The 21401-nt window shown below is 53.7% G+C and carries 20 protein-coding genes and 2 tRNA genes; 10 read left to right on the top strand and 12 right to left on the bottom strand.

The window, feature by feature from the left end:
- Positions 1-33 precede the first annotated feature (33 nt).
- Positions 34-903, top strand: a complete 870-nt coding sequence (locus tag C813_RS29890; RefSeq protein WP_017458684.1) for a DMT family transporter — start codon at positions 34-36, stop codon at positions 901-903.
- Here C813_RS29890 and C813_RS29895 read toward each other — a convergent pair.
- Together C813_RS29895 and C813_RS29900 are read right to left on the bottom strand one after the other, a co-directional pair.
- Positions 892-1689: a PhzF family phenazine biosynthesis protein gene (locus C813_RS29895; protein ID WP_017458683.1), complete on the bottom strand. Its 798-nt coding sequence runs from the start codon at positions 1687-1689 to the stop codon at positions 892-894. The genes C813_RS29890 and C813_RS29895 overlap by 12 nt on opposite strands.
- 66 nt (positions 1690-1755) lie before the next feature.
- Positions 1756-3180, bottom strand: a complete 1425-nt coding sequence (locus tag C813_RS29900; RefSeq protein WP_017458682.1) for an MFS transporter — start codon at positions 3178-3180, stop codon at positions 1756-1758.
- A 108-nt stretch (positions 3181-3288) separates the two neighbouring features.
- Between C813_RS29900 and C813_RS29905 the strand changes: the two genes are divergently transcribed.
- A complete protein-coding gene (locus tag C813_RS29905; protein ID WP_025263891.1) occupies positions 3289-4161 on the top strand; it encodes a helix-turn-helix transcriptional regulator in 873 nt (290 codons plus the stop codon).
- Here C813_RS29905 and C813_RS29910 read toward each other — a convergent pair.
- Positions 4158-4523, bottom strand: a complete 366-nt coding sequence (locus tag C813_RS29910; RefSeq protein WP_017458680.1) for an MmcQ/YjbR family DNA-binding protein — start codon at positions 4521-4523, stop codon at positions 4158-4160. The genes C813_RS29905 and C813_RS29910 overlap by 4 nt on opposite strands.
- Positions 4513-5103 (bottom strand): TetR/AcrR family transcriptional regulator, encoded by a 591-nt coding sequence (locus C813_RS29915; protein WP_017458679.1) that lies wholly within the window; start codon positions 5101-5103, stop codon positions 4513-4515. Before C813_RS29915 ends, C813_RS29910 begins: the two co-directional genes overlap by 11 nt.
- A gap of 176 nt (positions 5104-5279) precedes the next feature.
- Here C813_RS29915 and C813_RS29920 point away from each other — a divergent pair, with 176 nt between their 5' ends.
- Entirely contained in the window at positions 5280-6395 is a 1116-nt protein-coding gene (locus C813_RS29920) for an MBL fold metallo-hydrolase (RefSeq protein ID WP_025263892.1), read from the top strand.
- Positions 6396-6433: 38 nt separating this feature from the next.
- Positions 6434-6775 carry a RamA family antibiotic efflux transcriptional regulator gene (locus tag C813_RS29925; protein ID WP_017458677.1) on the top strand — a complete coding sequence of 114 codons (342 nt, stop codon included), beginning with the start codon at positions 6434-6436 and terminating at the stop codon, positions 6773-6775.
- 40 nt (positions 6776-6815) lie between these two features.
- Here the strand turns inward: C813_RS29925 and C813_RS29930 are convergent, their stop codons facing one another.
- Entirely contained in the window at positions 6816-7208 is a 393-nt protein-coding gene (locus tag C813_RS29930) for a YfeC-like transcriptional regulator (protein ID WP_017458676.1), read from the bottom strand.
- Position 7209: 1 nt separating this feature from the next.
- Positions 7210-7569: a YfeC-like transcriptional regulator gene (locus tag C813_RS29935; RefSeq protein ID WP_017458675.1), complete on the bottom strand. Its 360-nt coding sequence runs from the start codon at positions 7567-7569 to the stop codon at positions 7210-7212.
- Positions 7570-7789: 220 nt separating this feature from the next.
- Between C813_RS29935 and C813_RS29940 the strand changes: the two genes are divergently transcribed.
- The 3 genes from C813_RS29940 (at position 7790) to C813_RS29950 (ending at position 10380) form a co-directional block, all read left to right on the top strand.
- Positions 7790-7865, top strand: a tRNA-Ala gene (locus C813_RS29940).
- A 40-nt stretch (positions 7866-7905) separates the two neighbouring features.
- Positions 7906-7981, top strand: a tRNA-Ala gene (locus C813_RS29945).
- Between the two features lie 209 nt (positions 7982-8190).
- A complete protein-coding gene (locus C813_RS29950; RefSeq protein WP_017458674.1) occupies positions 8191-10380 on the top strand; it encodes an EAL domain-containing protein in 2190 nt (729 codons plus the stop codon).
- Between the two features lie 41 nt (positions 10381-10421).
- Here the strand turns inward: C813_RS29950 and C813_RS29955 are convergent, their stop codons facing one another.
- Positions 10422-11609 carry a NupC/NupG family nucleoside CNT transporter gene (locus C813_RS29955; protein WP_017458673.1) on the bottom strand — a complete coding sequence of 396 codons (1188 nt, stop codon included), beginning with the start codon at positions 11607-11609 and terminating at the stop codon, positions 10422-10424.
- Between the two features lie 353 nt (positions 11610-11962).
- Here C813_RS29955 and C813_RS29960 point away from each other — a divergent pair, with 353 nt between their 5' ends.
- A complete protein-coding gene (locus C813_RS29960; protein WP_017458672.1) occupies positions 11963-13201 on the top strand; it encodes an Nramp family divalent metal transporter in 1239 nt (412 codons plus the stop codon).
- 40 nt (positions 13202-13241) lie between these two features.
- Here C813_RS29960 and ypeC read toward each other — a convergent pair whose 3' ends face one another.
- Positions 13242-13562 (bottom strand): DUF2502 domain-containing protein YpeC, encoded by a 321-nt coding sequence (gene ypeC, locus C813_RS29965; RefSeq protein ID WP_017458671.1) that lies wholly within the window; start codon positions 13560-13562, stop codon positions 13242-13244.
- A 123-nt stretch (positions 13563-13685) separates the two neighbouring features.
- Positions 13686-14684 (bottom strand): L-glyceraldehyde 3-phosphate reductase, encoded by a 999-nt coding sequence (gene mgrA / locus C813_RS29970; RefSeq protein ID WP_017458670.1) that lies wholly within the window; start codon positions 14682-14684, stop codon positions 13686-13688.
- Positions 14685-14856: 172 nt separating this feature from the next.
- Between mgrA and C813_RS29975 the strand changes: the two genes are divergently transcribed.
- Complete coding sequence (locus C813_RS29975) at positions 14857-16515, top strand: alpha-keto acid decarboxylase family protein (RefSeq protein ID WP_017458669.1); 1659 nt, start codon at positions 14857-14859, stop codon at positions 16513-16515.
- Here C813_RS29975 and C813_RS29980 read toward each other — a convergent pair whose 3' ends face one another.
- The gene (locus C813_RS29980; protein ID WP_017458668.1) at positions 16516-17751 is read right to left on the bottom strand and encodes an ion channel protein; all 1236 of its coding nucleotides are present in this window, start codon (positions 17749-17751) and stop codon (positions 16516-16518) included.
- Between the two features lie 179 nt (positions 17752-17930).
- On the opposite strand from C813_RS29980, the gene glk reads away from it, so the two are divergent.
- Positions 17931-18896, top strand: coding sequence for a glucokinase (gene glk, locus C813_RS29985; RefSeq protein ID WP_017458667.1), 966 nt, complete (start codon positions 17931-17933; stop codon positions 18894-18896).
- On the opposite strand, the gene C813_RS29990 is transcribed toward glk, so the two are convergent.
- Together C813_RS29990 and C813_RS29995 are read right to left on the bottom strand one after the other, a co-directional pair.
- A complete protein-coding gene (locus C813_RS29990) occupies positions 18893-19621 on the bottom strand; it encodes a LytR/AlgR family response regulator transcription factor (RefSeq protein WP_017458666.1) in 729 nt (242 codons plus the stop codon). The genes glk and C813_RS29990 overlap by 4 nt on opposite strands.
- A gap of 12 nt (positions 19622-19633) precedes the next feature.
- On the bottom strand, positions 19634-21319 hold the full coding sequence (locus C813_RS29995) for a sensor histidine kinase (protein ID WP_017458665.1): 1686 nt from the start codon (positions 21317-21319) through the stop codon (positions 19634-19636).
- Between the last annotated feature and the right edge of the window lie 82 nt (positions 21320-21401).

The following is a 21401-nucleotide window of genomic DNA, read 5'->3' on the forward strand; positions in this document are numbered from 1 at the left end:
CGCTGGCTTTTTTATTGCTCAGGGAGCCTTGCCATGACCCGGCAACGACAAGCTGATTTATTTCTGGTTCTGACCACAGTGATCGCCGCCTGCGGGTGGATTTTCTCGCGCGAAGCCATTAGCGGGATGCCGGTTTTCGCCTTCCTTGGGCTGCGCTTTTTTGGCGCGGCGCTGGTGCTGTTGCCGTTTTGCCGTGGGCAACGCATTGCGCTGGAAAAAGTGCGCCAGGTAGTGATAAGCGGATTATGGATGGCGCTCAACCTCTGCCTGTGGATCTGGTCGGTGTCGACCACGCCATCGCTGGGCGAGGGGGCATTTATCATGAGCCTGTCGATGCTGTTCGTGCCGCTGGTGGCCTGGGTGATGCTAAAAAACCGCCCGGCGCGCGCCTACTGGGAATGTTTGCCGGTTGCCATTGTTGGCTTAGCGCTGCTGAGCCTGCACATGCCCATCACGTTTCATGCCAGCCAGGGCTGGTTTTTGCTGACGGCGTTCGTGCAGTCGATCTATTTTTGCTACACCAGCCGTTGTGCCAGAGAAGTACCGCTGCTGCCGCTCACGGCGGTACAACTGGCGATCACCGGCATTGCCGGGCTGGTGATTTCTGCGTTGTTTGAGTCCTGGACGCAACCCTTTACCAGCACCACGGCGATGTGGCTGGCGGCAAGCATTTTAATTGCCACCAGCCTGCGCTTTGGCTTGCAACTACAAGGGCAAAAATATGCCGCTGTCGCCAGCGCGGCCATCATTATGGTACTGGAGCCGCTACTGACGGTGATTGCCGCTTCGATTTGGTACGGTGAGCGCTTACCGCTACAAAAAATCCTTGGCGGTGTGTTGATCCTGCTGGCGCAGATTTGGTTCCGCTGGCGGATGATTACGCGTTTACCGTCAAAGCCGTAACGTTCCAGCCAGCACCGTATGCGCGCCGCCGCCGATCAGCACGCGTCCCTTTTCCCTGAGCGCCAGCGCTAAAACGCCGCCGCGCGTTGAGGCCTGGTAGGCGGTAAGCGAGCGCTTACCCAGCCGCGCCGACCAGTAGGCCGCCAGCGCACAGTGCGCAGAGCCGGTCACCGGATCCTCATTCACTCCTACCCACGGGGCGAAGTAGCGCGACACGCAATCATACTCATCCTGACCGGGCGCGGTGACTGCCACGCCGCGGCCTGGTAAGGCGCGAAGCGCCGCAAAAGCAGGTTTGAGTGCGTAAACTAACTGCGCATCCTCGATCACCACCAGTTGTTTCGCGCCGAACAAACCGTAACCACGCACCTGTTCATGCGCCAGCCCGAGTGCCTTCAGTAATTCCGCTGGCGCTTCGGGTTCCATTTGCGGTGTCAGTAGCGGGAAATCAAGCTCAATGCCTTGCGCCACGGCGGTTGCCGTCAGCGGGCCAGAAAGGGTGTGAAAGGTGATAGCATCGCCTTCGGCAAGCCGCCCGTTCTGGCGCAGAATATGCGCGGTTGCCAGCGTGCCGTGGCCGCATAAATCAACTTCGGCCTGCGGCGTAAACCAGCGCAGGTTATTGTCCGCAAGGTTTAAAAACGCGGTTTCGGATACCGCCATCTCTTCGGCTATCTGCTGCATTAACGCAGCTTCCAGCCCCTGCGGTGTAATACATACCGCTGCCGGGTTACCGGAAAAAGGCCGCGTACTGAACGCATCCACCTGGTAAATATCAAGTTCCACTACGGCGCTCCCTTTGTTAACAAGGGGATAACATTATCCCCTTTTTACGCCTGCGGATAGCGCTAATCAGGAGTTAGCCGGGCAGCGCGGCGCCAGTTGATGGCGTGCGCTTACTGCCGCTGCCGCCAGCACCAGCATCATCACCACTTCTGTTGCCAGAAAACCACTCAGCGCCGTGCTGTAGTTGCCTTGCGACTGGCCGACAAGATGCAAAAACAACCCACCGAGCACTGCCGGGCCCAGGCCGAGTGTCGCTTGTTGCAACGTGCTAAGCAGGGCGCTACCTGCGCCTGCATCCTGAGTGGTGATATCGCGCATGCCAATGCGGTAAAAGCTATTCACAATCAACGCCTGGCCATAGCCAATCAGCGCGGTAGACGGCGCAAGTGCCAGCGCACCCACCATTCGCCCGGAGAGCTGCAGGGTAGCAATTAATGCCAGCAGGCCGCTGACCTGGATCATCAGCCCGGTGAGCAAAATGGTGCGCATGCTATAGCGACCAATCAGTTTTGGCGCATACCAGGCAGAGACAAAATAGGCGACACCCAGCGCGACGAAACTGTTGCCCGACTGATACGGCGTCATGCCCATTCCGGCTTGCAACGTGAGCGCCATACAGAACATAAAACCCGACCACGCGCTAAAGAACAGCAAGGCAATCAGCAGCCCGAAACGGATGCTGTGCAGTTTGAGCAAGCGCGGTGGCAACAGCGGCATTAAACCCGCTTGCTGCTGTTTTAATGCGCTTGTACGCATCCACCATGCCAGCGGAATCAGCGCCAGCAGCGCAGCTTTCGTTTCCCACGGCCAGTGCAATTCCGGACCAAGCGCTAGCGGGAACAGCAGACAGCAGAGGATCATCGCCAGCGTGACCGTGCCTTGCCAGTCAATGCGCGTGTGCGTTTCGCTCCGGGTTTCCGGCACATAGCGGCGGCTGAGCGCCAGCACTAACAGGCAAATGGGTACATTGATAAAAAAGGCGTTACGCCAGCCAAGACCGGCGATATCGGCTGAGACCAGCCAGCCGCCGCCCATCTGCCCGATGATAAACGCCACGCCGCCAATACCGCCGTAGAGGCTGATGGCGCGCGCGTGGGCTGTGCCTTTTAGCGTGACATGCAACGTTGCGAGGATCTGCGGCACAATCAGCGCCGCGCCCATGCCTTGCAGTGTTCGCGCGCCAAGCAGTGTGGAAACCGAATTTGCCAGCCCGCACAACAGCGAAGCGATACCAAACAGGGCCACGCCCCATAAGAACACCCGCCTGCGCCCGAAGTTGTCCCCCAGTTTGCTGCCCATCGCCAGACAGACGGCGAAAGCCACGCCGTACAGCGCGACAATCAGCGCCAGCTGCGTGGCAGAGGTGTGCAGCGAGAGGGTGATGGAATCGAGCGCGACATTGGTAATTGATGTGTCAATCAATGGCAGCATCTGCCCGGTCAGCAGAAGGATCAGGCCTGCCCGGCCCGGAGAAACAGCAGACGTTTTCATGGTAACTCCATTGCGTCATTCATCGGATGGACGTAGCATCGCTTAACAGAAAAACGGGTACCAGTTCTTGCCTATACTGGTACTGGCACTACCATGCTGGAGATTGTTATGACGTTGATGGTCGAAAAGCTTCCGGAACTGACGGTGCTGGATGAGAACCGTAAACAGCTTGGTGCATTTTTGCGTGCGCGGCGGGAAAGCCTCGATCCGCAACGGCTGGGGCTGCCGCGCAGTACGCGCCGGCGTACGCCGGGGCTGCGGCGTGAAGAGGTGGCGCTGCTGGCAGATGTTGGCGTCACCTGGTACACCTGGCTCGAACAGGGCAGGGACGTCAATCCTTCCGCTACCGTGTTGCAGGCAATTGCTGCGGCTTTGCAATGCTCGCCAACGGAAACCCGCCATCTGTTTTTGCTTGCCGGGCTAACGCCAACGGAAGCACTGAATACGCCGCAGTGTGAAGGTATCAGTGAAGGCACCCGGCGCTTGCTGGACAGCCTGTTGCCGCAACCGGCCAGTATTCAGAAAACCAACTTTGACATTGTGGCGTGGAACGTCGGTTTTGAGCGCCTGATGGGCGTTAATTTCAGCGAAATCCCCGAAGAAGATCGCAACTGTATTTATCTCTATCTCACCCATCCGCAATGGCGTACCCGGCTTGGCTATGATGAGAGCGTATTACAGACCTTTGTTGCCTATTTCCGCGCGGCCATGGCCGAGCACCGGGGCGATGCGGTGTGGGAAGCGAAGCTGGCGCGGTTTTGTGCGGCATCGGCGGAGTTTGAAGCGTTGTGGCGTAAGCATCTGGACGTGCGCGGCGTGGAAAATAAGATAAAAATCTTTAACCATCCGCAGCTTGGCGAGTTTTCTCTTCAGCAAATGTACTGGTACTCAGCACCACGTAACGGCTCGCGGTTGCTGGTGTATCTGCCGGTGGATGAAGCCGGTGAAAAGGCGTTGAGCTGGCTGGCGGACAACGCTTAAGGGCGCAGGCGTTTTTGATCTTTGCGTGGCAAGCCGTTGACCACGCGATCCCATGATTCCTGAATCAGGAACGCGAGCAGCGATTCATCGATGTCGTCGCCTGCGAATATAGAAATCCAGTGTTTTTTGTTCATGTGATACCCCGGCTCAATGCTGGGGTAGATCTGCTGGTTGAGCAGGGATTTTTGCGGCTCGGCTTTCATCGTCACCATCGGCCTGCCGTGCGCGATGGTGGTCATCATAAAAATCTTCCCGCACACTTTGAACACGTCATGTTCCGGACCAAACGGCCAGCAATGTTCGGTGAATGGCAGTTCGAGCGCGATACGGTGCGCGCTCGCTTGCAGGGTTTTACTGTCCATTAATGTCCTCAATCGCCAGCGCACGCCACATGGCTTCGAAGCCAAGGCGCTTAAACTCGGTGATGCGAGAAGCGTCCCGGCTGGCGAAGGTGATCGTGGTGTCCGCCATCGACAGGAAAATCGCATCGCCAAAAGGGGAGTATTCATCGGTCAAAAATACCGGTCGCACCGAACGATGGCATAGCTCATGCAGCTCCGGAAAAATTTCCGCGACTTGCTGGCGGGTTGCGTCGGTGAGTTTGTCGCTGACGGCAATCTGGCGCACGGCACAGTGACCATTTGGGTGACGGATCCCCCAGTCGATATAGCTGTTCCAGATGCATTGCGTGTGGTGCCTGGAATCGTTGATTGAGAGATCGATATTCGCCAGCATCGTGCCGCACAGATCGCTTTTCAGATGCAGGTAAAGCGCGTTGAGCAGATCGTCTTTGGTGGCGAAGTAGCGAAACAGCGTCCCTTCCGCGACACCCGCATTACGGGCGATTAACGCAGTGGAGGCAGCGATCCCCGACTGTGCAATGGCTTCGGTAGCCGCTTCCAGTAACGCCAGTTTTTTATCTTCACTCTTTGGACGAGCCACTACACTTTTCCTCTCACATTGTAAAAACCACGATTGAAACATGCCCTCTGTAACGCTGCAACGTCGAATGTCAAAGAAAAAAATGATCTTGACGGTTGAGCGTTGTTTTCTATAATGAGTGCTTACTCACTCATAATCAAGTTTAACCAGCGTCGTATCTACGGAATGGATCGATTTTGTCGGGTCAGGATATGAAGCGTCTCATTTTCAGCGTGGTTCTTGTTATGCTCGTTGCCTCTGCCGCAAGTTTACCTTTTGTTCTGAATGCCGGATTTGGCCAACTCCCGCAGGGCGAACAGCTTACTGAAGTCGAAAAATCACCGCATTATCGTGACGGGAAGTTTCAAAACCAGTTGCCGACTCCGGGTTTCACCGGAAAGAAAAATATGCTGGCAGCATGGTGGGATTTTCTGGTCACTAAATGCGAGAACGCGCGCCCGCAGCAGCCGTTACCGGCGGTGCATACCGATCTCGCCAGCCTGCCGCTTGAGCAGGATACGCTGGTGTGGATGGGGCATTCGTCCTGGTATGTACAACTGGCGGGCAAGCGTATTCTGATCGATCCGATTCTGAGTCATTACGCGGCGCCGTTTTCATTTCTCAATAAGGCGTTTGCCGGTAACGATCTCTGGACGGCGCAAAGCATGCCGGAGATCGATCTGCTGATTATTTCGCACGATCACTATGACCACCTGGATTACGCCACCATCAAGGCGCTGATGCCAAAAATCAAAAAAGTGGTGACGCCGCTCGGTGTGGGCTCGCACCTGCGCTACTGGGGAATGGATCCGGCAATCATTCATGAAGCCGACTGGCAGCAGAAAGTGGTAATGAGCGACGATTTGGCCGTGCACGTTTTACCCGCGCGCCACTTTTCCGGGCGCGGTCTGAAACGTAATCAGACATTGTGGGCCAGCTTTATGTTCACTACCGCTACGCAAAACGTTTATTACAGCGGCGATAGCGGCTATGGCCCGCATTTCAAAGCGATTGGCGAACAGTTTGGCGTGGTTGATCTGGCGATTATGGAAAATGGCCAGTACGACGAGGACTGGAAGTACATACATATGATGCCAGAAGAGAGCGCTCTGGCAGCGCAGGAACTTAATGCTCGCGCGGTTCTGCCGGGCCATGCGGGGCGTTTTGTGTTGGCAAAACACTCATGGGACGATCCGTACAAACGGCTGGCGGCAGCAAGCCGGGACAAAAGCTATCGCTTATTGACACCGAGGCTGGGCGAACCGGTGCTTGCGGCTGACACTGCGCAAGTTTTCCGCGCCTGGTGGGAATAAACCCGTTTATTAATCGAAGAGCAGAGGGGGATCGCAGTATGACTATTTCCGCTCAGGTTATCGACACCATCGTCGAGTGGATCGACGACAATCTCCATCAACCGTTACGTATTGATGATATTGCAGCGCATGCGGGCTATTCCAAATGGCATCTGCAACGGCTTTTCTTGCACTACAAAGGGGAGAGTCTGGGGCGCTATATTCGCACGCGAAAATTATCTCTTGCTGCGCGTGATTTACGTAATACCGATCAGAGGGTTTACGATATTTGCCTGAAGTACGGTTTTGATTCGCAGCAGACGTTTACGCGCATCTTTACCCGAACCTTTAATCTGCCGCCGGGTGCATACCGGCGGGAGAATCATCAGCATACCCATTGATGGAAAACAGACAAAAAAACGGCCTGCATAAGGCCGTTTTTTATTCTGCCAGCGTTTTCTCGATACCTAAACGGCTCAAGAGCCCGCTAATACCTTCGCGCGCCAGCAGCGTCGAAAGCTGCTTTTGTTCCTCAGCGGTCATGTTTTGCAGCACTTTGATAATCTCATGCAGCGCGCTATTTCCACTGGCGTAAACCGGCGCGGGTTCGGCAATAGAATAGGAAGAATTATGATGGCGCATAGAAGGCGTTTTCATAATGAAACTGCGCACCTCTTTCGTGAGGTGAATCAGCCTGGCGCGACCGCCTTTTACACCGGGTAACGGTTCTGTTTCCCAACCTTGCTGGCGGATCCAACGATTCACCGTTTGTCTGGCGACGCCGAGAAACTCCGCTAATTCTTCGGTGGTCATTTTGTTAGGTAATTTCATCATATTATTTTTGATCGCGGAGCCCCAGACGTTGCAACAAGCCGGTAATGCCGTCGCGTAATAAAAGTGAAGAGAGTTGTTTTTGCTCCGCGTCGGTCATCTCTTTTGCCAGCCGGATTAATAATGCCTCGAGTGAGGTATCGCTGGCGGTAAACGTGGCTTTGGGTTGGTCTTCAGTGCGCTGAGCACTGCGAATAAATGCGCGGACTTGTTCATTTATATGGACCAGACGGGCTTTACCTCCTTGTACGCCGGGTTTTGGTGAAGTCACCCAGCCTTCTTTGCGCACCCATTTATTGATGGTTTGTCGGCTATATCCTGTAAGGCTGGCCAACTCTTCTGGCGTCATTCGTTCCTTGAGCATGTAATTTCCCGAATTGTTGTAAGGGTAATTAATGGCTTATGTTATAGCACCATTTTACGGGAAAATGTGACATGTTTAACTACTGGCTGCGAGGGCGTTCGCAATGTCTTTCATTTGCATGCTTTTTCAGCGATTGAATAATGCCGCGCGATTTTGCCGTTGACACCTGGCAAGGGAATTCATATTATGCCGCCCGTCAACACGACACGCTTTACGCGATGGGGCTATAGCTCAGCTGGGAGAGCGCTTGCATGGCATGCAAGAGGTCAGCGGTTCGATCCCGCTTAGCTCCACCAAATTCCGCACCCAACGGGATTGGCGCATAAAGCACATTGTGGGGCTATAGCTCAGCTGGGAGAGCGCTTGCATGGCATGCAAGAGGTCAGCGGTTCGATCCCGCTTAGCTCCACCAAAATTCAAACCCTCGCGTTTACGCGGGGGTTTTTGTTTTTATCTTCCTCTTTTATTCAATTCTTTCTGCTATACCTAAATAAGCATACGTCCGGTAAGGCGACAGTTATGCTCGGTATTCGAGCTGCTGATAGCTTGATTCGCACTATGAATAAATCTATCATCTCGGCGACTCTTTTTTGACCAGTTGGGAGCATTTAATTAACGCTGATGAAATACAGTAAATACAGTGCGGTAAGAAAATTCTTTCTTGCGTTAATTTTATGCCTGGTGGTTATTCCGGTTTCACGATTTATTTCTCCACTCACCCTTGTTGATGACAGTGAAGTTTATCTTGCCTGGTTACCGTTGAGTGCAATGCTGGCAATACTTCTATTATTTGGCCGACATGGAATATTACCGATTATCATTGGGTTTGCTCTGATAAATGAGGCTTTTTTTCATCTTCCCCTCGCTGAAGCATTAATGCTTTTATTTTGCCAATTATTTTCGGTGTTGCTGATCTGCGGTATTGTTCGTTGGCAGCTGGGCTCTCGCTGGCGTCATGGTCTGCCAAATAAAGATATGGGCGTGCGTATCCTGTGGTTAGGGTTTATTGCGCCTGTCGGAATAAAAGCATCGATGTATATTGCTGGGGCCTGGTTTAACTATCCAGTTAATTTATCGAATTTTTTTGGGGCTGGTTCGGTTATTTATTCTATTATTGATGTCCAGAGCCTGATTTGCGCCGCACTCATTTTTACCATGGTTTTTTATTATCCTTTGCGGATGATTCTTAATCCTCGCTTTGCCCGCGCCTTATGGTTGAGAAGTTTTAAACCGTGTTTCTTCAGGGAAAATAGAGTCTTTACGCTTTGTTGGCTTATTTCGCTTGCTGCGCTTGTTGCTATTTTGTGCGCTCCATATAAAAGTGATTATATTGCGGGTTATTTGGTGCCGGTTATTTTTATTTTATTCACTTTTGGCATCAGTAGGTTAAGTTCTACGCTCATTTCATTAACTTGGGGCGTTTCGGCGTTCCTGTTGCTGGCGTACAACGATAATTTTCTTCATGGCGTGCGTTCCGATTACTCGCTGGCATTTGTGATGTCGGTCCTTATCAGCTTTACCATCTGCATACTTTATATGACGCGTGTTTTTAACCGCAGCGAATGGCTAAAAGGGCGTTGGGAAAAGCAGGCCATGAGCGATCCATTAACGGGCCTGCCCAACCTGCGCGCACTGGAGCTGCAGATGGCGCAGCAGCCAAATGGTATGGTGTGCTGTCTGCATATGAAAAACCTCGAATTCCTCAGCCGCCATTTCGGCATGATGATGCGTGTACATGTCAAACGCAGAGTAACGCGTGAGCTTCAGCCCTTGTTGCAGGAGGGGGAACGCTTTTTCCAGCTTCCAGGCAGTGAGCTTTTATTGTTACTTGATGGGCCAGAAATCCTGGCGCGTTTGCACCATATGTTGGATTACCTGAACAGCCGCCGCATTTTCTGGAACAGCGCCGCTCTGGATATTGAGTTTGGGGCCTCCTGGGGCGAGTTGCAGGGTTCGGGCGAAGAACTGCACCAGACGTTGGGCCAGCTAAGCTGGCTTTCAGAACAGGCAAGTGCGGAGCACCAGGTACTGGCGCTGACAAACAGCCTGCAAGTGGTTACCGATCAAACCACGGAGCGCGTGTTACAGCTGAACAAAGTGAAACGCGCGCTCAGTGAAAATGGCATTGTCCTCTATGGGCAGCCGATCGTGAATGACGAAGGGGACGGTTACCAGGAAGTCCTCACGCGGCTGGTTGTTGATGGCGAATTTATTACGCCAGATCTTTTTATTCCCGTTATTGCCCAGTTCAATCTTGGCGCACGGTTTGATATGCAGGTTATAGAATGTCTGCTCCAGTGGATGCAGGCGCACCCGCAGCCCGGCGATTTGGCGCGTTTTTCGGTGAATTTAATGCCACTCACCCTGATGCAAAAAGAGTTCGCCGCGCAGTTTCTGGCACTTTTTGCACGCTATGCGGTATTGCCGCAGCAGGTGATCATCGAGATAACGGAAGAGCAGGCTTTCTCCAATTCGGAAATCAGTATCCAGAATATTAAGCAGTTGCGAAAGGCGGGATTCAAAATCGCGATTGATGATTTTGGTACCGGCTATGCCAACTTTGAACGTTTGAAAGGACTTCAGGCCGATATCATCAAAATCGACGGCTGTTTTGTCCGGGATATTTTGCAGGACAAGCAGGATGCAATGATTGTCAAAGCGATATGCGAACTGGCGAAGGCGAAATCGCTGACTGTGGTTGCGGAGTATGTGGAGAATCAAGCGCAACGCGAATTGTTGCTGAATGCTGGCGTCGATTACTTGCAGGGATATTTGCTGGGGAAACCGCAGCCGCTGGCTAACGCTGAATAAAAAAAACCGGGGACTTCCCCGGTTTTTTTAGCCTGTGACGATCAGATAACCAGCGCAGCGATAGCCGCAGACAGCACGCTCACCAGCGTGGAGCCATACACCAGTTTCAGACCGAAACGGGAAACCACGTTACCTTGTTCTTCATTCAGGCCTTTGATTGCACCGGCGATAATGCCGATAGACGAGAAGTTCGCGAAGGAGACGAGGAACACGGACAGGATGCCTTCAGAACGCGGAGAGAGGTTCGCCGCGATTTTCTGCAGATCCATCATCGCCACAAATTCGTTAGAAACCAGTTTGGTCGCCATGATACTGGCAACCTGCAGCGCTTCGTGAGCCGGCACGCCCAGCACCCAGGCAATCGGGTAGAAAATGTAGCCCAGAATTCCCTGGAAGGAGATGCCCAGCACGGCGGCGAACAGTGCGTTCAGGCCGGAAATCAGGGCGATAAAACCAATCAGCATTGCAGCAACAATAATGGCAACTTTGAAGCCTGCCAGAATGTATTCACCCAGCATTTCAAAGAAGCTCTGGCCTTCGTGCAGCTTCGCCATTTGCAGGTTTTCTTCGCTTTCATCCACGCGGTACGGGTTGAGAAGCGACAGCACAATAAAGGTACTGAACATGTTCAGCACCAGCGCCGCAACAACATATTTCGGCTGGAGCATTGTCATGTACGCGCCGACGATGGACATCGAAACAGTCGACATTGCGGTCGCTGCCATGGTGTACATGCGGTTGCGGGACATTTTGCCGAGAATGTCTTTGTAAGCGATGAAGTTTTCAGACTGGCCCAGAATCAGGGAGCTGACAGCGTTAAACGACTCCAGTTTACCCATGCCGTTCACTTTGGACAGCACCGTACCGATGGCGCGGATAATGATCGGCAGCACACGAATGTGTTGCAAAATACCAATCAGAGCAGAAATGAAGACAATCGGGCACAGCACTTTCAGGAAGAAGAACGCCAGACCTTCATCATTCATTTTACCGAAGACGAAGTTGGTACCTTCGTTGGCGAAACCGAGCAGTTTTTCGAACATCTCGGAGAAGCCTTTAACGAAGCCAAGGCCAATATCCGAGTTCAGGAAGAACCAGGCCAGTAAAACTTCAATCACCAGCAGTTGAATAACAAAACGAATGCGGATCTTCTTGCGATCGCTGCTTACGAGCAGGGCAAGCAGCGCCACAACAGCAAGCGCCAGGACAAAGTGCAAAACGCGGGACATATTTGCTCCAAATATGAGACGGGTAGGAATTTCGTGCACATTCTATGTAACAAGGCAAAAGAAAACGAGATCAAACACACACTATATTAATGACCTGTGACCAGACTCAAAATTAGTGATCCAACATACATTTCTGTTATGTTAAGTAAAAGCGTGAAAAGTTGCGTCATACTGCTAGACTCTTAACATAACGCTGCGGCAAATGCTGTTGCCGCCGTCACCATCCTTGACATTCAACCCTTCTATTGTTTCTGGCTATCAGAGAAATCAGGTAAACCCATTTAAATGAACTTGATAATCATTCTCATTTTGGTAGCATAAAACATAGCAAAGGCTATATTTAGGGGCAATAAATGAACAGTAGTCGCGTTGAGAATAGTAATGGGCGTGCAGCGCGCAAGTTACGGTTTGCCTTAATGGGACCGGCGTTTATTGCTGCTATCGGTTATATCGATCCGGGCAACTTCGCTACCAATATTCAGGCGGGCGCCAGTTTCGGCTACCAACTGCTGTGGGTGGTGGTCTGGGCCAATATCATGGCGATGTTGATCCAGTTGCTTTCCGCCAAACTGGGGATCGCCACCGGGAAGAACCTCGCAGAGCAGATCCGCGATCACTATCCGCGCCCGCTGGTGTGGTTCTACTGGGTTCAGGCAGAAATTATCGCTATGGCAACCGATCTGGCTGAGTTTATTGGTGCCGCCATCGGGTTTAAGCTCATCCTCGGTGTTTCGTTACTGCAAGGTGCGGTGCTCACTGGCGTGGCGACGTTCTTGATTCTGATGTTACAGCGGCGAGGGCAAAAACCGCTGGAGAAAGTAATAGGCGGCCTGCTGCTGTTTGTCGCCGCGGCTTATATTGTTGAGCTGGTTTTTTCCCAGCCGAAGCTCGCTCAACTGGCGCAAGGCATTGTGATCCCGAGTTTGCCGAGTAGCGAAGCGGTGTTTCTCGCGGCAGGTGTACTGGGCGCGACCATTATGCCGCACGTCATTTACCTGCACTCGTCTCTGACGCAGCATCTGCACCAGGGTACTCAGCGCGAGCGTTATTCCGCCACAAAATGGGATGTAGGCATCGCAATGACTATCGCCGGGTTTGTGAATCTGGCGATGATGGCGACAGCGGCTGCGGCGTTCCATTTTAACGGGCATACCGGTGTTGCCGATCTCGACCAGGCGTACCTGACGCTGGAGCCATTATTAAGCCATGCGGCAGCGACCATTTTTGGTCTTAGCCTGGTGGCGGCGGGGCTTTCCTCAACGGTTGTGGGGACGCTGGCCGGGCAGGTGGTAATGCAGGGGTTTGTGCGTTTTCATATTCCCTTGTGGGTGCGGCGCACCATCACTATGATGCCGTCGTTTATCGTTATCTGGCTGGGTCTGGATCCGACGAGGATTCTGGTTATGAGTCAGGTACTGCTCAGTTTCGGTATCGCGCTGGCGCTGGTGCCACTGCTGATTTTCACCAGTAACCACAAATTAATGGGCGAGTTAGTCAACACGACATTCATCAAACGGGTTGGTTGGGTGATTGTGGTGCTGGTGGTCAGTTTGAATGGCTGGCTGTTAATCGGCAGTGCGGCAGGTCTGTAAATAGCATGAGAAAAAGGAGCGCTCGCGCTCCTTTTTTGAATTAGTGGTGATGTCCCCGGCCATGGCCACGATGATCGTCGCGGTCGCGCCAACCTTCACGGTAACCGCGTTCATACGCGTTCTGTTTGTCCCAGCCGCGATGCCAGCCGCGATCATGTTTATACCAGCGGTTGCCGCGCCACTCATAGTTGCGGCCCCAGTAGTCACGGTCGCGCCAGCGGCCGCCGTCCCAGTAGTTACCGTAATTATCGCGATCGCCAATTTGTAATTTTACAGATGGCAACAGGGTGATTTCGCCAGCATTTGCGACCAGCGGCGCAGAAGCCATTAACACAGCTGCCAGAATCAGTGACCTGAACATACTCTTCTCCTTCACGATCGGGCCGAAACGGCCTGTTACAACAATATTACGGGGCGGCCAAACCCCGTATTATTGGCGGAACTCCTAAATCATGAATGGCAGCATTTTTTGCTAAATTTGCTGTTATTTTGCACCACTGAGAATGGCGTCGATCTCATCGCTTTCTGTCATGGTGAAGTGGCGGTTTGCCAGCATGCCGACTGCATCATCAAGCTGGCTGGTTTTACTGGCGCCAATCAGCACCGACGTGACACGATCGTTGCGCAGCACCCAGGCAAGCGCCATCTGCGATAACTTCTGTCCGCGCCGTTCCGCCAGCGCATTCAGCGCGCGAACGGTCGTCAGCTTTTCATCCGTAATTTGCTCCGGGTTGAGAAAGCGGCTGCCGCTGGCGGCGCGGGAATCGGGTGGAATGCCGTGCAGATAACGGTCGGTCAGTTGCCCGCCTGCCAGCGGTGAAAACGCAATACTGCCGACGCCTTTTTCCTGCAACACTTCAAGCAATTCCGCTTCGACCCAGCGTTCAAACATTGAGTATTTCGGCTGGTGGATAAGACACGGTGTTCCGAGGTCATTAAGAATATCGATAGCATCGCGCGCCTGCGCCGCCGGATAGTTGGAAAGTCCGACGTACAGGGCTTTGCCCTGACGCACAATATGGTCCAGTGCGCGCATGGTTTCCTTCAGCGGCGTCTCGGGATCCGGGCGATGGTGATAGAAGATATCAACATACTCCAGACCCATGCGGCGCAAGCTCTGGTCGAGGCTGGCAATCAGGTACTTACGTGAGCCCCAATCGCCATACGGGCCGTCCCACATGGTATAACCGGCTTTGCTCGAGATAATTAATTCATCGCGGTAGGGCAGGAAGTCCTCCTGCAAAATCCGGCCAAAATTGCGCTCTGCGGATCCCGGCGGCGGTCCGTAGTTATTGGCCAGATCAAAATGGGTAATGCCCAGATCAAAGGCATGCCGCAATAACTGGCGGCTGTTTTCCAGCAAAGTGGTATCACCGAAGTTGTGCCACAACCCAAGCGAAATTGCCGGAAGCTTTAACCCGCTGTCGCCGCAGCGATGGTAGTGCATCTTTTCATAGCGTGCGGGATCGGCCAGATAAACCATGCAGTTGCTCCTTTTTATCAGCGTAGCGTCAGTGTATGCGTTTACATTCACTGAGCTTACACCGACAAGCGCCGTAAAGCTTGCTTGCCACTTTATCTCTGACGCGTATCCTGGACTCTCATCACAGTTCTCCAATACTCAGATAAGTGTCAGTATTGGGAGAAGTAACGCAATGCAAAACGATTACTCAGTTGCCGATTATCTACTGGACAGGCTTGCCGGTTGCGGCATTCATCATCTCTTCGGCGTACCCGGCGACTACAACCTGCAATTTCTCGATCACGTTATCCAGCACCCGGCGGTGCATTGGGTGGGCTGCGCCAATGAACTGAATGCCGCTTACGCTGCTGATGGTTACGGGCGTTGCCAGGGGGCGGGCGCGCTGCTGACCACCTTTGGCGTGGGGGAGTTGAGTGCGATTAACGGTGTTGCCGGCAGCTTTGCGGAATATGTGCCGGTGTTGCAGATCGTTGGCGCGCCTTGTCGCAGCGTACAGCAACGTGGTGAACTTCTGCACCACACACTGGGAGACGGTGATTTCAGCCATTTCTGGCGCATGTATGAATCTATCAGCGCTGCGCAGGCGGTGTTAACGGCAGAAAACGCCTGCTATGAAATTGATCGCGTGATCCGCACTATGCTCAGTGAATCCCGCCCCGGTTACCTGATGCTACCCGCAGACGTAGCAAAAATGGCGGCAACGCCGCCTGTAAACGTTATCACTCCCGCACCACTTCAGCCTAATGAAGTGCGGCTTGAGAGCTTTCGCCGTCGCGTACAGGCGATGCTCAGCGAAAGCCCGCGCGTTGCGCTGCTGGCGGATTTTCTCGCTCACCGCTTTGGTGTACAGAAAATGTTGCAGTGCTGGATGAAGGATTCGCCCATCCCGCACGCTACGTTGTTAATGGGTAAAGGCTTGTTTGATGAAACGCAGCCTGGGTTTGTCGGCACTTATAGCGGTGCCGCCAGCCCGCCGCAGGTGCGTGAGGCGATCGAGAGTGCTGATGCGGTAATGTGTGTCGGCGTGCGTTTTACGGACACCATCACCGCCGGGTTTACCCAGCAGCTACCTGCGGAACGCACGATTGATATCCAGCCCTTTGCGGCGCGGGTAGGGGAAGAGTGGTTCAGCGGGATTACAATGCAGGACGCGGTGAATACATTGATTTCGGTTTGTCGCAATAACCCACGCTGCGTGCTTGACCCTGTTCCCGCGCCCTCCGCCAATTCGCCGCACCACTCCGGCACATTGAATCAGCATACATTCTGGCAAACGCTGCAGGCTTTTATTCGCCCCGGTGATATTTTACTGGCCGATCAGGGAACCGCCGCCTTTGGCGCAGCTTCTCTGCGCCTGCCAGCCGAGGTTGACATGCTGACGCAGCCGCTGTGGGGATCGATTGGTTATTGCCTGCCCGCCGCGTTCGGCGCACAGACTGCCTGCCCGGAGCGGCGGGTCATTTTGCTTAGTGGCGACGGCGCAGCGCAGCTCACTATTCAGGAGCTGGGGTCCATGCTGCGTGACGGGCAGCGACCAATCATTTTATTACTCAATAATGATGGTTACACGGTGGAGCGGGCGATCCACGGCGCGCATCAGCGTTATAACGATATTGCACGCTGGAACTGGACACATATCCCGCATGCACTCAGCCATGACTGCCAGGCCGAATGCTGGCGTGTTAGCGAAACGGTGCAACTGGCGGAGGCGCTGGAAGCCGCCTCGCATCATCACCGGCTTGCGCTGATTGAAGTGATGTTGCCGCAAGCCGATTTGCCGGATTTGTTGCGTGAGGTTACACATGCGCTGGAAACGCGTAACAGTGAGTAGTTACTTGCTGCGCCGGGGGACAATCATCATCGGTTTTCCGGCCAGCACTAACCAGGCGGGCAGGATCACAATACACAGCAGCGGCAACAAGGTGGTATCCGGTACGACGACGGCCGCCAGGAACAGGCTCAGCCAGCCATCGCGCGTCACTACCAGTACCAGCCCTAACACCGCGCAGGATACGGTGACCGCTGCCGGAACGGCATCGACATGTTCATGCAGCATTAAGCCTAATGCCACTCCGACAAACACCGCCGGAAATATACGCCCACCGCGAAAACCGCAGGCGGCAGCAATCACCAGTGCGGTGAGCTTCACCAGGGCAAACAGCAGGTAATCGGTTACGGTATAGGTATGTGCAAAGGCCAGTTGCTGCATCTCATCCAGCCCCTTAAACAGGGTAACGTGGCCGCCAGTCATACCCAGAAGACCAAGCAAAAAGCCGCCCATTCCCAACGTCAGCACCGGGTTATTCAGGCGATGCATAAAGTGATGCAGACGCGGTAAACACCAGACTGCCACCATTCCCAGCGCAATGGCGAACAGCGTTACGACCGCACCGCTAAAAATATCAACGATATGCATCTGCGGATAATGAGGAATGGGCAGGGTGAAATGCGGTTGCGAAAAGAGGCTGGTGGTTAACGCGCCAGCTGCCGCAGCCATTAACGGCGCGAACAGGCGATCCCACAGTGGCACGTCTTCACTGGCCTTCAGGGTTTGCGAGAAGATAAGCGCCGCCGCCACTGGCGTACCAAACAGTGCGCCGAGCGTGCCGGCGGAGGCAAGAATTGTCCAGTCCAGCGGCGCAACGCGCGGGAAAATGCGTGCGCCAAGTGCAACAGCAAGGGCGATATTCAGCACCATCACCGGTTGTTCGGGGCCAAGACTTACGCCGCCCGCCAGACTGAGGATCATCGCCAGCGTCAGCCCCGGCAGCGCGTTGACGGCGACCGGCGAGCCAATCAACGGCACGGTCGCCGGGTCCGGCCCGCCATGACCGGCGCTGAAACGGATAACCAGGCCAACAGCAACGCCGGTGAGCGTCAACACGACCAGTATCCACACGGGAGAATCCGGTGAGATGCCGAGCCGCCACGGCACGCCGCGCCACAACACGGTTTGCAGCAGGGCGGCGATTTTCATCACCAGCGCTAAGATCAGACTCGACGCAACGCCAATAATGAGCGCAGGCAGCGCTAGTAAGAGCAGCGTTCTCGCACGCGGATGGAGCATCTTTTTATCCTTACAACGAAGCCCGGTCACTCAGGATGCAACCGGGCTGAAACCTTTAAGGTAATCTGTAATGAAGATCGATAATCCTGGGGCACTCATGATATGGTCGTTGTCGTTACAGCGCCTTGAATTTACAGTGTGCCAAAGATTTATTCTGACTTTAGCGGAGCCGTAAAAGAATGACAAAGTATGCTTTAGTGGGAGACGTGGGTGGCACGAACGCGCGCTTAGCGTTGTGTGATGTCGATAGCGGTGACATCTCCCGGGCCAAAACCTACTCCGGCCTCGATTACCCAAGCCTGGAAGACGTGGTGCGTGTCTATCTGAAAGAGCACGACGTCACGGTAGAAGATGGCTGTATCGCCATCGCCTGCCCGATAACCGGTGACTGGGTGGCAATGACCAACCACACCTGGGCGTTTTCGATTGCCGAAATGAAGAAAAACCTCGGTTTCGCCCATCTGGAAATCATTAACGATTTCACCGCCGTATCGATGGCGATCCCGATGCTCAAAGCCGAACACTTGATTCAGTTTGGTGGTTTGGCGCCGGTTGAAGGTAAACCGATCGCCGTTTACGGCGCAGGTACCGGGCTTGGCGTTTCGCATCTGGTGCATGTGGATAAACGCTGGGTGAGCCTGCCGGGCGAAGGCGGCCATGTCGATTTCGCGCCAAACAGCGAAGAAGAGGGGATTATCCTCGAAGAGTTACGCGCGGAAATCGGCCACGTTTCCGCTGAACGTGTGCTCTCCGGTCCCGGCCTCGTTAACCTCTATCGCGCGATCGTCAAATCAGATGGTCGCCTGCCGGAAAATCTGCAACCGAAAGATGTGACTGAACGCGCACTGAAAGACAGTTGCATTGATTGTCGCCGCGCGCTGTCGCTGTTTTGCGTCATTATGGGGCGCTTTGGCGGCAATCTGGCGCTCAATCTTGGCACGTTCGGCGGCGTTTATATTGCCGGTGGTATTGTGCCGCGCTTCCTCGATTTCTTTACCGCTTCCGGTTTTCGCGGCGGTTTTGAGGACAAAGGGCGTTTTAAATCCTACGTCCAGGATATTCCGGTGTTTCTAATCGTGCATGATAACCCGGGGCTGTTGGGCTCTGGCGCGCATCTGCGCCAGACGCTGGGACATATCCTTTAAAGATTCATTAACTGACGAAACTCTTTAACTTTGCTGCGGCTGACGGGCACCTGAAACTCCAGGTCTCGCAGCCGCAAAATATAGGTATTGTTAAACCAGGGTTCGATCTCGCGGATTTTATCCAGATTAACGCAGTACGAGCGGTGGCAGCGAAAGAAGTGCGCCGCCGGCAGTTTGCCGCAAAACTCGGTGATGTTCATCGGCATCACATAAGATTCCCGCTTCGTATAGACAAACGTCATTTTCTCATGCGCTTCCGCATAATAGATATCATGAATACTGGTGACGATAATGCGCTCGTCTTTCACCAGATTAATGGTCGCGTTTTCCCGTGGCTGTGGGCTGGCTACCGGGCCAGATTGTTGCTGCCAGGCCGTTTCCAGTTTTTGCAGCATGCTGATGATGCGTGACTCCTGGTACGGTTTCAGAATGTAGTCGAAGGCTTCCAGTTCAAAAGCTTCCACCGCATGCTCTTTCCAGGCAGTAATAAAGACGATAAACGGCTTATGGGCGAACTGGCTGATATTCTGCGCCAGCAAGACGCCATCCAGAGAAGGGATATTGATGTCGAGAAAAATGGCATCGACTTTGTTGTGCTGTAAATACTTCAGCACGTCGAGACCATCGTCGAAGGTGCCGACAATTTCCATCTGGCTATGCGCTTTTATAAGCCAGCTCAGCTCCTGTTGCGCCAGGATCTCATCTTCAACAATGATGACTTTCATACAGCTCTCCTGTTAAGGCAACAATGCGGCGGGAGACGGCTGGCGTTGCACAAAGAACGCGATCTCCGTGCCCGGCGTTAAACGGCGGATATGCAACCCTTCGCCATACAGCAATTTCACGCGCTGGTGAACATTCAGCAGGCCAATCTTGTTACCGGGCATCTCATCGGCTTCAACGCGGGCAATCATCTGTGGATCGATGCCGTTGCCCGTATCGCGCACCGCGATACGCACGCGGTTGCCGCACTCTTCCACCCTGATGGTGACCACGCCTTTGCCTTTACACGGCTGAATGCCATGCACAATCGCGTTTTCAACCAGCGGCTGGATCAGCAGGCTCGGGATCACACAACTAACCTCTTCATCGATGTCATAAATCACCGTCAACTTATCGCCAAAACGGGCCTGCTCAATGGCGATATAGTCTTTGATTTGATAGAGCTCTTTTTTGATATCAATAAGCTCATCATCTTTTAATTCAATGTTATAGCGCAGGTAACGCGACAGATTAAAAATGAGCTGCCGGGCGGTGTCCGGATTCAGACGAATTGACGACGAGATAGCGTTCAGGGCGTTAAACAGGAAATGCGGGTTGATCTTACTTTGCAGAGCGCGCAGTTCCGCTTTGTTTGCCATCTCCCGCAGCTGTTCGGCGCGGGAAACTTCCAGTTGGGTCGAGATAATCTGCGATAAGCCAACAGCCATATCCTGTAATGACGAGGTGATCTGGTGCGCGTGACAGTAATAGATCTTCAGCGTACCGGTCACGATGCCCTGTTCACGCAGCGGGATCACCAGCATTGAGTGGATTTCGGGCGTGCGGTGGGCTTCATCATTGTTTTTAATGATAATTTCGCCGGTGTTCATCGCCTGGTGAGTGGTTGGACTGATAATATCGTCGCTGTCGCGGTAATTATTTTCCCCGACGCCAACGTAAGCCAGCACATGGTCGGTATTGGTGATCGCCACGGCATCGGCTTTGATATCCCGGCGGATAATGTCACACACTTTACGCAGGGACTCGCTATTCACATTCCGGAACAGCGGCAACGTTTTATTGGCAATATCCAGCGCCAGCTTCGCCTGACGACCGGCAATCGCCTCTTTTTCCCCTTCCACGCTTTGCACCAGCAGCACTATAAAGCCGATACAGACGCTGCCGAGGATCATCGGCACGCCAATTTTAGACACAATATCGAGGCCGAGCGCGGTAGTCGGTGCCCACAGCACCACCAACGTCATGGTCAGGCTTTCGCAAATCATGCCGCCGATAATGCCCACGCGCCAGTGCTGCGCTTTCGGAACCTTGCGGTTAATCATCCCCGACATCACGCCGGCAATAATGCTGGTAATAAAACAGGGGATCGCCGTCACGCCGCCGATATCAATCAGGTAGCGGTGCACCCCGGCAATCACGCCGGTAATAATGCCGACCCACGGGCCAAACAAAATCCCGCCGGACATCACCGCGATGATACGCACGTTAACCAGCGAGCCTTCCACCGGTACGCCGGACCAGGTGCTGAACAGGGCAAACATTGAGAAGATGGCCGTCACACCCAGCAGCTCTTTTGGCGAGTGCGCCGTTTTATGCAGCAGTTCGCGGAACAGGCGGATGCGGATCAAGAAAAACAGGCAGATCAGCATGAGCGCCGCTCGGTCAAAAACGGCCAGCAGCATGTCGAATATTTCGTGCACGGGGGACTCATATGAATAGCGTCAAAAAGCTATGATAAAAAACCCCGGCGCAGATGACCAGCCGCAGTATTCATTCGCTGAA

The organism is Kosakonia sacchari SP1 (assembly GCF_000300455.3).
Taxonomy (GTDB): domain Bacteria; phylum Pseudomonadota; class Gammaproteobacteria; order Enterobacterales; family Enterobacteriaceae; genus Kosakonia; species Kosakonia sacchari.

Coding starts and splice junctions, on each gene's coding strand:
- C813_RS29955 (WP_017458673.1), bottom strand. CDS start 11,609: ATGTCCCGCGTTTTGCACTTTGTCCTGGCGCTTGCTGTTGTGGCGCTG.
- C813_RS29975 (WP_017458669.1), top strand. CDS start 14,857: ATGCAAAACGATTACTCAGTTGCCGATTATCTACTGGACAGGCTTGCC.
- C813_RS29905 (WP_025263891.1), top strand. CDS start 3,289: ATGACGTTGATGGTCGAAAAGCTTCCGGAACTGACGGTGCTGGATGAG.
- C813_RS29900 (WP_017458682.1), bottom strand. CDS start 3,180: ATGAAAACGTCTGCTGTTTCTCCGGGCCGGGCAGGCCTGATCCTTCTG.
- C813_RS29910 (WP_017458680.1), bottom strand. CDS start 4,523: ATGGACAGTAAAACCCTGCAAGCGAGCGCGCACCGTATCGCGCTCGAA.
- C813_RS29925 (WP_017458677.1), top strand. CDS start 6,434: ATGACTATTTCCGCTCAGGTTATCGACACCATCGTCGAGTGGATCGAC.
- C813_RS29950 (WP_017458674.1), top strand. CDS start 8,191: ATGAAATACAGTAAATACAGTGCGGTAAGAAAATTCTTTCTTGCGTTA.
- C813_RS29930 (WP_017458676.1), bottom strand. CDS start 7,208: ATGATGAAATTACCTAACAAAATGACCACCGAAGAATTAGCGGAGTTT.
- C813_RS29980 (WP_017458668.1), bottom strand. CDS start 17,751: ATGCTCCATCCGCGTGCGAGAACGCTGCTCTTACTAGCGCTGCCTGCG.
- C813_RS29935 (WP_017458675.1), bottom strand. CDS start 7,569: ATGCTCAAGGAACGAATGACGCCAGAAGAGTTGGCCAGCCTTACAGGA.
- C813_RS29960 (WP_017458672.1), top strand. CDS start 11,963: ATGAACAGTAGTCGCGTTGAGAATAGTAATGGGCGTGCAGCGCGCAAG.
- mgrA (WP_017458670.1), bottom strand. CDS start 14,684: ATGGTTTATCTGGCCGATCCCGCACGCTATGAAAAGATGCACTACCAT.
- ypeC (WP_017458671.1), bottom strand. CDS start 13,562: ATGTTCAGGTCACTGATTCTGGCAGCTGTGTTAATGGCTTCTGCGCCG.
- C813_RS29890 (WP_017458684.1), top strand. CDS start 34: ATGACCCGGCAACGACAAGCTGATTTATTTCTGGTTCTGACCACAGTG.
- C813_RS29990 (WP_017458666.1), bottom strand. CDS start 19,621: ATGAAAGTCATCATTGTTGAAGATGAGATCCTGGCGCAACAGGAGCTG.
- glk (WP_017458667.1), top strand. CDS start 17,931: ATGACAAAGTATGCTTTAGTGGGAGACGTGGGTGGCACGAACGCGCGC.